Consider the following 11135-nt stretch of genomic DNA (forward strand, 5'->3'; position numbering starts at 1 on the left):
GCAAACATAATCGCTGATTGCCTGCTGCCAATAGCTAAAAGCTGTTATTAATGCCAACGTTGGCATAAAAATAAAAGAAAACGTGAAAAAACAAAAATGGATCATTAAAATTGTGTGTTAAATGTAGTATGAAGAGAACAACGATCCATGATATTGCCAGGGAACTGAACATTACCTTTTCTACGGTGGCCAGGGCGCTGCGGGATCACCCGGCTATCAGTGAGGCCACCAAGGCGGCAGTGCGCAAAACAGCGGAGAAGCTGAATTATCATCAGAACAAGCTGGCTTCATCGCTGCGCTCAGGTAATACGCATGTTATCGGGGTGATCGTGCCCAGCCTCGATGTGAGCTTCTTCAGCTCAGTAGTACACGGGATCGAGAAGGTGATGAATGAAAATGGATACAGCATACTGCTTTACCAGTCTAACGAATTACTGCAACAGGAAAAGAAAGGGATAGACACTTTCCTGCAGTCGCATGTGGATGGCATCATTTGTTCCGTTTCACTGGAAACCGATCAGTACGGGCATTATGAGGAAGTAAAAAGGCGCAACATCCCGCTCATCTTCTTTGACCGTGATGTAGCGGCGCTGGAAACACCGTCGGTTACCATCAATGATTACAAAGGAGGCTTTATTGCCACAGAACACCTGATACAGCAGGGTTATGAGCGGATCGTGCACATTACCGCCGCCAGGGGCCTGCCCATCTTCAAAGAACGCCTGAGGGGCTATAAAGATGCATTGAAACGGTATAAGATACCTGTGCGGAAGGAGCTGATCCTGCAGGGCGAATTCTCGCTGGAGTTTGGCCGCTCCTGCATAAGGATGCTGCGGGAAAAGAACATCCCCTTTGATGCGGTGTTTGCACTGGAAGATTATACGGCCATGGGTGTGATCCAGCAGCTGCAGGTGTACAAAATAAAAGTGCCGAAAGAAACGGGTGTGATCGGTTTTGCCAATGAATCTTTCGGGGCGCTGGTAAGTCCGGGCCTTTCTACCATTGATCAGCAGACCGTGAAAATGGGTCAGGAAGCCGCGCATTTATTCCTTAAAATGATCCGGCATAAACAGGAAGAAGAACCGATGCCGGCGGATAAGCTGGTACTGGATCCTGTGCTGATCGTAAGAGGATCGTCTGCAAGAAAGCGATGATAATTACTTACCATCCTTATTCCCTGCTCCTGCCCTTTTGTTGCAGTGCTTCCAGGCGTGCGGCCATTGTTTTCACCCTTTCCGGATGGCGGGATGCCAGGTTGTTCTTTTCTGCCAGATCATTCCTGAGATCATAAAGCTGCGGTTGTTCGTTATGCCCTGATGCAATATGCACATTGGGCAACACGGCAGGCCCTTTTGAGGGCGCAATGTACTTCCAGTCTCCTGAGATCAGCGAAAGACTGGCGCCCTGCTCGACCAAATCCTCCCTTCCTTTTTCTCTTTTACCCAGCAGCACCGGCAGCATATCAAAACTATCCGGTGCATCTGCGGGGGATAATGACTGCCCGGTTAAAGCGGCAAAAGAAGCCAACAGGTCTACCTGGCTGATTAAAGCCTTTGAGCTGCCTGGCTTTACGGCCTTTGGCCAGCTAAACAGGAAAGGTATCCGCGTACCGCCTTCAAAAGCGCTGTATTTACCGCCGCTCAGGGTCCCTGCAGGAAGGTGGCCGTTTTGTTGCTCCACGGCATTGTCCTGGTAGCCGTCATCCAGCACGGGGCCATTATCGCTGCTGAAAATCACAATGGTATTGCTGGTCAGCTGCAGACTGTCTAAAGTGGCCATGATCCGTCCTACCCACCAGTCCAGCTGCAGGATGGCGTCTCCTCTGGGTCCCATACCGCTTTTACCTGCAAAGCGCGGGTGCGGATCGCGGGGCACGTGAATATCCGCCGTGGCGAAGTACAGGAAGAAGGGCTCGGTGCGGTGTGCAGCAATAAAGCTTTCCGCCCTTGCCGTGAGCGTATCGGCGATGTCCTGGTCGGTCCACAGGGCCGCCCGGCCGCCGGTCATATACCCGATGCGGCCTATCCCGTTAATGATGGTATTATCATGCCCATGGGACGATTTAACCCGTAACAGTTCCGGGTGTTCACGGCCGGTGGGCCAGTTGCCAACAGGCTGGTTATAATTCACCAGGATGGGGTCTGCAGGATCTAAACGCACAACGCGCCTGTTCTCCACGTATACGCAGGGTACCCTGTCCAGTGTAGCGGGGATGATAAAAGATTCATCAAAACCCAGTTCCAGGGGCCCCGGCCTGATCTCCCCGTTCCAATCCGGCCCCTCTGCTCCGCCCAGGCCCAGATGCCATTTACCCACCACACCGGTGGTATAGCCGGCTTTCTTCAGCAGCGCGGGCACGGTGGTTACCGCCGTATCAATGATCAGGGCGGCATTGCCGGGGGCAATACCGGTGCCTTTCCGCCGCCAGGCATATTGGCCCGTGAGGAAGGAATAACGGGAAGGCGTACAGGTGGCCGAACTGGCATGCGCGTTGGTAAAGCGGATGCCGCTGGCCGCCAGGCGGTCTATATGCGGTGTTTTAATCTTAACGGCGCCATAACAGCTGACGTCTGCATAGCCCAGGTCATCTGTGTAGATGAACACGATATTGGGGCGGGATGGCTGTGCCCTGGCTGTGATGCTGAACAGCAAGGCTAACAAGCTGGCAAGTGACAACAGGGGTATTCTCATAGTCATTAAATATACTAAATCGTAATTATTCTACCTTTGGATTTATTTACCTTTACCAACCAACTGAGCCACCAACCATGACAATCTTAACTTTTACGCTCATTCTCCTGGGCGGAGCTTTTCTGGCAGGGCTGCTGGGGTCGCTCACCGGACTAGGAGGAGGCGTAGTGATCATTCCACTGCTTACCCTGGTTTTTCATGTAGACATCCGCTATGCTATCGGAACCGCACTGATCGCGGCCATTGCCACTTCTTCCGGCTCTGCCTCCGCCTATGTAAAGGAAGGCATTACCAATATACGCCTGGGTATGTTCCTGGAAATTGCCACTACCACCGGGGCGGTAGCCGGCGCCTTGCTGGCGGTATATATGCCCACGCATATTGTGGCCATTATCTTTGGCGTGGTGCTGATCATTTCCGCCCTGCTATCTGCCCGCCCAAAACACAGTCATCTCGAAACGGAAGAAAAAAGCGAGCTGGCGCAACGCCTCCGACTGAATGGCGACTATCCCACCCCATCCGGTGAGGTGAGTTATAAAGTACGCAGGGTGCCCGGCGGTTACCTGATGATGACCATCGCCGGTGTATTGTCCGGACTGCTGGGCATCGGCTCCGGGGCTTTAAAGGTGCTGGCGATGGATAACATGATGCGTGTTCCCTTCAAAGTATCTACTACCACCAGTATTTTCATGATAGGAGTAACGGCTGCTGCCAGCGCGGTGGTATACCTGCAAAGAGGGTATATTGACCCGGGGCTTTGCTTCCCCGTTGTGCTGGGTGTTCTGGCCGGCGCACTGGGCGGCACTAAAATACTGGCTAAAGCCAACACCAAACTGCTGCGCATTATTTTCAGCGTGGTGATCACGCTGCTGGCATTACAAATGATCTTTAACGGCATTACACGGAAATTCTGACAAATGAAGAAACACTGGCTTTCAAAGACATACTGGGCTGATAAAGACGTGGAGGTACTGATGGGTACATTGCTGCGTTTTGGCGTTATTTTTTCAGGCGTTGTGGTGATCGCAGGCGGGATGATCTACCTGGTGAGGCATGGGCACGAGGCGCCGTCTTACCGGGCATTTGCAGGGCCTAATGCCCGTTGGGACAACCTGCCTTCCATTGTAAAAGGTGTGTGCGGCGGGCATGGTAAGGAGCTGATCCAGCTGGGGGTGGTGATGCTGATCGCCACGCCGATTGCGCGTATACTCTTCTCCGTAGTGGCCTTCCTGCTCGAAAAAGATTATTTGTATGTTGTGATCACGCTCATTGTGCTGGGCGTAATTGTGTTCAGTATGATAGGCGGACTGGGCGGGTGATAAAAAAGGAAAACCGGAACAAGACTATTCCGGCTTTTACCTAAACCTACAACTGTTACACTGTTAGTAACATACCTTAATATCTTTTAGTGCATTGCACTCGCATCTATTTTACCTGTTTGTTTTTTGGCTCTTACCATCAGCACCAGCGGCACAAAGATCAGGAACAGCACGCCGAGGTAAAGGAACACATCCATATACGACAATACTGTCTGCTGCTTTACGATGGAGTACTCCAGTGACTGGTACGCTCTTTTCAACGCCGTAGTTGCATCGGCTCCCTTCTGCATAAAGCTGGCCTGCATGGCATGCAGTCTGTTGGCCACCACCGGGTTGTTAATGTCCAGGTCACTCACCAGGTCATTACGGTGCAGCTGGTTCCTGCGTGATACAAAAGTGGTGATCAATGCGATCCCGAAAGATCCCCCCAATTGCCGGGCCATACCTGTGAAGGCGGCCCCCTGTCCTATCTGCACCCCCTTCAGGGATGAGAGCGATAATGCCGTGATGGGGATGAACAGCATTGCCAGACCAACACCGCGCACAATCAGCATCCAGAAGAAAGCGTCCTTCCCGGTGTCGGGACTGATGATCTTATAGCCCCAGAAGCTGTAAACAAAAAAGGCTAACATCCCTATTGCAATCAGCAGGGGCTGCGACACGCCTTTTCCCAGCAACTGGCCAATGAAAGGCATCATGAAGGCCGTCATTAAAGCGGCGGGCAGCATCAGCAAACCAGACTGCGTGGCGGTCCACCCCATTATACCCTGCGTATACAGGGGTATAACGAAGGTGGAGCCGTACAATCCAAATCCCATCACAAAAGACAATACTGTTCCAATCCGCAGGTTTCCGTTCTTCAATACACGCAGTTCTACAATCGGATTCTTGTACACCAACTCCCTCCAGACGAAAAAGAAAAAGCCTAATACGGATACTACCGCTAACGTTGCGATGGTACCGTCGCTGAACCAGTCGTCTTCCTGCCCGCGCTCCAGCACATATTGTAATGAGCCTACGGCCATGGCCAGGAAAGCAATACCCCACCAGTCTATCTCATTGGCCGCTTTCTTTTCTGCAAACTTGGGACTACGCACAAATTGCAGCGTAAGCAGGGTGGCAATGACACCTATGGGAATGTTGATGTAAAATATATATGGCCAGGAAAAGTTATCTACAATGTAGCCGCCCAGCGGGGGACCCAGGGTTGGCCCTATGATCACACCCAGGCCATAGATGGCCTGCGCCATGCCACGTTTTTCTACCGGGTAGCTTTCTGTTATAATGGTCTGCGATGTTACCAGCAGGGCGCCACCGCCTACCCCTTGTATAAACCTGAATAGTACCAGCTCCCACAACACACTGGCGTTACCGCAGAGGAAAGAGGAGACGGTGAATATGATGATGGATACGGCGAAGTAGTTACGACGCCCGAATTGCTGGGCCAGCCAGCTGGTCATGGGGATGATGATCACGTTACCGATGGCGTAAGCGGTCACCACCCATCCCACCTCACTCATGGTGGCGCCCAGGTTGCCCCGCATATCATTCAGCGCCACGTTCACGATCGTGGTATCCACTATTTCGAGCAGTGCGCAGAAGATGGCGGTGATGGTGATGATCACCCTCCGGGCCCCGTATTCCACCAATGATTCCTGTTGCGTCATAAACAGTTCGATGTTGTTATTAGTCAAGATTTACGTCTACCACTACGTTCAGGCCTGCACGCAGTTGTTTCACCACCGGGTCTTCCGGGTGATCAAATTCTATCTTCACGGGGAGACGCTGTACCACTTTCACAAAGTTGCCGGATGCGTTATCAGGAGGCAGCAGTGCAAATCTTGCACCGGTAGCCGGGGAGAAGGAAGCCACATGCGCTTCCAGGTCCTTTTCAGGGAAAGCGTCTACATGCACTTCTACTTTCTGTCCTACTTTCATTTTATCCAGCTGTGTTTCTTTAAAGTTGGCCACTACCCATATGCTGTTGTCAAGTACTACGCTGAACAGTGACTGACCTGCCTGGAGATATTGTCCGGGCTGTACATATGTTTTAGATACCCTGCCATCTTCCGGGGCAGTGATCACTGCGTAGGAAAGGTTCAGTTGAGCATCTGCCAGGTCGGCCTCACGTTGTTTGATCACTGCCTGGGCGGCGCTGATCTGGCGGGCGGTAGCATCACTCTGGGAAGCCACCACGGAGGTTTGTTTAGAGGCATATGCCTTCTGCTCCTGCAGTACCTGCAGCTGGCGTTCAGCGGTTTGCTTGGCGGCCAGCGCCTGTTCGTATTGCTGTTGGGTAATAGAGTGATCCTTGATCAGGTTGGCGTAACGGTCGTAGTCCTGAGAAGCGCGCCACAGGTTCACCTTGGCAGCTTCTATCTGGGCTTCTACCGTTGCCACGTTGGCATGAGAGGTTACGATATTGGCACGGGAAGCAGTGGTATTGGCTTCAGCCACACCTACGTTAGCCTGGGCGGCAGCCAGGGCGGCTTCCGCCTGTTGTACCCTTATCTGCAGGTCGCGGTCGTCCAGCACTATCAGGGTATCGCCTTTCTTCACGAGCTGGTTATCCTTCACCCTTACTTCTTTCACATAACCGCTTACACGGGGTATTACAGGACTCACATTTGCTTCCACCTGTGCATTGTCTGTTTCCTCATGATGCAGGGCGTGTACATATTTGGTGATACCAAAGGAGCCCCCGCCAATTACCAGTACGGCCAGTATGATAATGAAGCGCAGGTTCTTTTTCTTAGGAGCGCCATTCTCACCCTGTGCAGCATTCGCTGCTTTATGACTGGTAGATCTTACTTCATTAACTGTTTCCATAAAGACCTTAATTGAATTTCTTGTGTTTTGTACTTTTTAATGATGATCGCTATTTATTGTCACTCAGCACACCTGCCGTTTCCAGTAATTTGTTGTAGGAAACCACGGCGTCTGCTTTGGCACTGGTGTAGTTCAGCTTTGCCTGCAGCTGGGCAACATCGGCTTCCAGCAGGTCGGTAGTAGTGGCCAGGCTGTTCTCGTGCTTGTTCCGGGTAATGCGATAATTCTCATCTGCCTGTTCTATTGCCTTCTGATACATTTCAATCTTCTTGGTGCTTACCACGTAGTTCTCATAAGCACGGTTCACCTCTACGTGAATATCATCTGCAAGCATTTCTTCGTTGATCTTCACTGCATTCAGCTGGTTCTTTGCATCGTCTACTTTGGAACCTGCTTTCCAGAGGGATGACAGGTTGTACTTCAATCCTACGCCTACGTTCACTGCATTGGTAACGGTCACAAAACCAGGGATGTCCGCCGCTACGTAACCACCGGTGAGGGCCAGGGAAGGATAATAATCTCCCTTGGCAGATTTGATACCGGCTAAAGCAGCTTTCTCATGGGCCTGCAGGGAGGCGGCATCCTTGCGGCGTTGCAGCGCCGTCTGTTCCCATTCCACTTCGCTCTTCCTATCCGGGCCCACCTGTGAAAGGAAGTTGGTGTCTATATCATACTGGCTGTCTTCCGGAATACCCAGCATAATGTTCATGTTCACACGGGCCACTTTCAGGTCGCTTTCTGCCTGTGTCAGGGCCACTTCTATATTAGACTCCTGCAGCTGGGCCTTTAATAAATCGTTGCGTGCAAGCAGGCCGTTCTTTTCCATATTCGCAAAGTCGGCAGTACGCTGCTGTTGTTGTTTCAGGTTCTCTCTTACCAGGTTTACCGCTACGGCTGCTTTATACAGGTTGCTGTAAGCGGCTACGGTGTTCTGGATCACTTTGTCCCGGTCGCGGTCTGCATCCAGCTTGGCGGCTACGGCCAGGTAACGGGCAGATTCTTTTCCTGCCTGGATCTTAAAGCCGGAAAAAAGCGGTACGGATACATTGGCTAAACCATAAGCCACCTGGTTGGCGTCAAATTCAAAGCCGCCGCCATTGCCACCGCTGTTGTCACCCGTTTTCAGATCTACATTGGGCCTGTTAATGCGCAGGTAAGAACCAGATATGCTGGCGTCCGGCAATTGTTTTGCGTTGGCATCTTTTACTGCGTTGGTAGCAGCAATGACCTTCGTCTGGTTTAATTTCAGCTGTTTGCTGTTCTTTAAGCTGAGATCAATTGCCTCATTCAGGGTGAGCTTTCCGCCCGACTGCGCCCGGCTGGCCAGGCTAAAAGCCAGCAACAGCGCCAAGGTCACCAGGAATGATGATCTGTATATACTCCTAACGTTCATTGGTTAAAACTACTTTAAACATTTTCTTTAAATGATTGGCTACTTTCTCCTGGAGCTGTAGCCGGAATTTTTCATCCGGTACGCCCTCCATATTCCAGAGTTTACGCAGGTAGTTTTGTGAGAGCACCACATGATTGGCAGTACCTACAATTGTGCTTACTGTCATCAGCGGGTCCACATCGGCCACAAAAACACCTTTCTTTTGTCCTTCGGTGATCAATTTCTTGACCATTTCGTGCATTTGTTTCTTTACATCCGTGATCAATTCAGTAGGTATGCCTTCATCATTTGCCTGGGCCCTGACCATCATCCTGCAGAAATAAGGTCGTTCGGAGATCCTGGCAACAAAAATGTCTATCAGGCGGTTAATTTTTTCAAGGGGATGTAGATCTTTATTCTTCAACAGTTCATCGAGCCCGGTCTTTACGTCCATGATACGTTTTAAAAAGATGGACTCCATGAGGCGTTCCTTTGATCCGAAGTAATAGGATATCATGGCGATGTTAACATCTGCACCCTGCGCTATATCTCTTACAGAAGCCCCGTGAAATCCGTGCATGGCGAACAAGCGCTCTGCTGTTTCCAGGATCTGTAATTGTTTCTGATTAAAATCCATTGCTTCCTCCATGATTAGTAAGTTGTAAAGAATTAGTTGTTAGCGCCCGGTCTCCCACTTTCACTGTTATTGTTTCTTTTTCCATGCTGTTATGCTTTAACTTCTTCCTGCCTGGCTGTCTTTGTTTACCTTTCTTGTCAGTCTGTCATCCTGCCTGGTTCCCGTCTTACTGTCTTCCTTCTTCTGCTGTTTCCTTTTCTTCCTAAAACTTCCGTCCCCGCTTCCTCTGTTTCCAACTGCTGCTTACGCCAACCAAACACTAACAACTAATTAATTAAACGTTCGTTTGAAACACAAAATTAAACGTTTGTTTAGTTTAAACAAATGTTTAATTGAATATTCTTTATCGTAATATGTAATGATGTGATCTACTTATGTGAGTAAAAAACGTGGTGCTGGACAATAAACCGAGGAAAATATTCTACTGCACCGGGGCCCTTCCTCCTTTGGCAACCGTGTGGCTCGTTAATTGAGGCTCAATAAGTCCAGTTTCACCAAACTCATTTGTATATATGCAAACCAGACTGAAGGTTTTTACCTGGCATGTCCACGGAAGTTACCTGTATTATCTTTCGCAAGGCAATTATGACATCTACCTTCCTGTTAATGAAGCCCGTACTGAAGGCTATATAGGCCGGGGCGCCACCTACCCCTTTGGTAGTAATGTTCACGAAATACCTGTAAAAGACATACCGCATACTGCCTTTGACTGTATCCTGTTCCAGAGTGCCGCTAATTACCAGACAGACCAGTATGAGATACTTACACCCGAACAACGGCAATTACCGAAGATCTACCTCGAGCATGATCCACCCAGGCAGCATCCTACAGATACCCGCCACATTGTTGACAGCCCGGATACCATCGTGGTGCATGTTACCTCCTTCAACAAGCTGATGTGGGATAATAACCGCAGCCCCGCCGTAGTAATAGAACACGGCGTAATGATACCCGACCAGGTGCATTATACCGGTCAGCTGGAAAGGGGCATCGTAGTGGTGAACAACCTGGCCAAAAGAGGCAGGCGCCTCGGACTGGACGTATTCCGGGAGGCCTCCCGGCAGGTACCGCTTGACCTGGTGGGTATGGGTGCAGATGAACTGGGCGGACTTGGAGAGGTGACCCATACAGAGCTGCCCGCCTTCATCTGTCAATACCGCTTCTTCTTTAACCCCATCCGGTACACCAGCCTCGGACTGGCCGTATGCGAAGCCATGATGATGGGTATACCCGTGGTAGCGTTGGCTACCACAGAACTGGCCACCATCATCTGTAACGGACAATCCGGCTTCCTGGACACCAACCCTGCGGCGCTGATCAACAAGATGGACCTGCTGCTGCGAAAACCCGAACTGGCCGCCCGCATAGGGGCCGAAGGACGGAAAATTGCTGAACGGCGCTTTAACATACAACGGTTTACCCGGGAATGGGAAGCACTGTTCCGCACAGCAGTAGCCAACAACGGGCCTGTCAGCTACATCAGCGGACAACACACGGATGTTGAAAAAGAGATCTGAAAACATTAAAACCACACAATACACATGCAGAACAAAAAGGTAGTATTAGTAACCGGCGGCAGCCAGGGCCTCGGTAAAGCCATTTGCACCACACTGGCGGAAGATCACATCGTGATCATCGGGGATATCCAGGACGCCAAGGCCGTTAAGCTGGCAGAAGAGATCCAGGAGAACAACGGAGAGGCTTATCCCCTGCACCTGGATGTGAGCAAGGAAGAAAATGTGAAAGAAGCGTTGCAGGAAATCACCGGTAAGTATGGCCGCCTGGATGTACTGATCAATAATGCGGGGGTGGATTTTACCAAACCCATCACGGAAATGAGCGTGGCAGAGTGGGATGTGGTGATGTCTGTAAACCTGCGCGGACCTTTCATTACCAGTAAATATGTATTGCCGGTGATGTCGGGCCAGGGTGGCGGTCACATTATCAACATCGTATCTACCGCCTGCTTACGCGCCTGGCCAGAAGCTTCTGCCTATCATGCCAGTAAATGGGGCCTGCGCGGCTTTACCCAGGCATTATTCACAGAAGCGCGGCAGCACGGTATCAAGGTAACGGCGCTCATTGCAGGCGGTATGAAAACGCCCTTCCTGCTGGACCGCTTCCCGGATATTGACCAGAACAAGCTGCAAGACCCGGAAAACGTAGCAGGCAACATCCGCTACATCCTGGAAGGCCCCGCAGACACCGCCGTTCCGGAGATCATGGTGATTCCTTTACATGAAACTTCCTGGCCGTGAAAACACCAGGCTGAAAGCTAAAGCCAAAA

At 50.9% G+C, this 11135-nt stretch carries 10 protein-coding genes; 5 read left to right on the top strand and 5 right to left on the bottom strand.

Annotation, left to right across the window (positions count from 1 at the left end):
* The first annotated feature begins 128 nt into the window (after positions 1 to 128).
* On the top strand, positions 129 to 1154 hold the full coding sequence (locus Q0577_RS25045) for a LacI family DNA-binding transcriptional regulator (RefSeq protein WP_298741234.1): 1026 nt from the start codon (positions 129 to 131) through the stop codon (positions 1152 to 1154).
* 16 nt (positions 1155 to 1170) lie between these two features.
* Here the strand turns inward: Q0577_RS25045 and Q0577_RS25050 are convergent, their stop codons facing one another.
* The gene (locus Q0577_RS25050) at positions 1171 to 2691 is read right to left on the bottom strand and encodes an arylsulfatase (RefSeq protein ID WP_298741236.1); all 1521 of its coding nucleotides are present in this window, start codon (positions 2689 to 2691) and stop codon (positions 1171 to 1173) included.
* 77 nt (positions 2692 to 2768) lie between these two features.
* Here Q0577_RS25050 and Q0577_RS25055 point away from each other — a divergent pair, with 77 nt between their 5' ends.
* Both Q0577_RS25055 and Q0577_RS25060 read left to right on the top strand, forming a co-directional pair.
* Entirely contained in the window at positions 2769 to 3605 is an 837-nt protein-coding gene (locus Q0577_RS25055) for a sulfite exporter TauE/SafE family protein (protein ID WP_298741239.1), read from the top strand.
* A gap of 3 nt (positions 3606 to 3608) precedes the next feature.
* Positions 3609 to 4010: a DUF1634 domain-containing protein gene (locus tag Q0577_RS25060; RefSeq protein WP_298741241.1), complete on the top strand. Its 402-nt coding sequence runs from the start codon at positions 3609 to 3611 to the stop codon at positions 4008 to 4010.
* 86 nt (positions 4011 to 4096) lie between these two features.
* On the opposite strand, the gene Q0577_RS25065 is transcribed toward Q0577_RS25060, so the two are convergent.
* The 4 genes from Q0577_RS25065 to Q0577_RS25080 are packed head-to-tail and all read right to left on the bottom strand — an operon-like array spanning position 4097 to position 8860.
* Positions 4097 to 5677: a DHA2 family efflux MFS transporter permease subunit gene (locus Q0577_RS25065; RefSeq protein ID WP_298741243.1), complete on the bottom strand. Its 1581-nt coding sequence runs from the start codon at positions 5675 to 5677 to the stop codon at positions 4097 to 4099.
* Positions 5678 to 5696: 19 nt separating this feature from the next.
* Positions 5697 to 6839, bottom strand: a complete 1143-nt coding sequence (locus tag Q0577_RS25070; RefSeq protein WP_298741245.1) for an HlyD family secretion protein — start codon at positions 6837 to 6839, stop codon at positions 5697 to 5699.
* Between the two features lie 49 nt (positions 6840 to 6888).
* A complete protein-coding gene (locus Q0577_RS25075) occupies positions 6889 to 8232 on the bottom strand; it encodes a TolC family protein (protein WP_298741247.1) in 1344 nt (447 codons plus the stop codon).
* Positions 8222 to 8860, bottom strand: coding sequence for a TetR family transcriptional regulator (locus tag Q0577_RS25080; protein ID WP_298741249.1), 639 nt, complete (start codon positions 8858 to 8860; stop codon positions 8222 to 8224). Before Q0577_RS25080 ends, Q0577_RS25075 begins: the two co-directional genes overlap by 11 nt.
* Before the next feature lie 500 nt (positions 8861 to 9360).
* On the opposite strand from Q0577_RS25080, the gene Q0577_RS25085 reads away from it, so the two are divergent.
* A complete protein-coding gene (locus tag Q0577_RS25085) occupies positions 9361 to 10365 on the top strand; it encodes a glycosyltransferase family 4 protein (protein WP_298741250.1) in 1005 nt (334 codons plus the stop codon).
* Positions 10366 to 10389: 24 nt separating this feature from the next.
* Positions 10390 to 11106, top strand: coding sequence for an SDR family oxidoreductase (locus Q0577_RS25090; protein WP_298741251.1), 717 nt, complete (start codon positions 10390 to 10392; stop codon positions 11104 to 11106).
* Positions 11107 to 11135 lie beyond the last annotated feature (29 nt).

This window comes from uncultured Chitinophaga sp. (assembly GCF_937898475.1).
Classification (GTDB): Bacteria; Bacteroidota; Bacteroidia; order Chitinophagales; family Chitinophagaceae; genus Chitinophaga.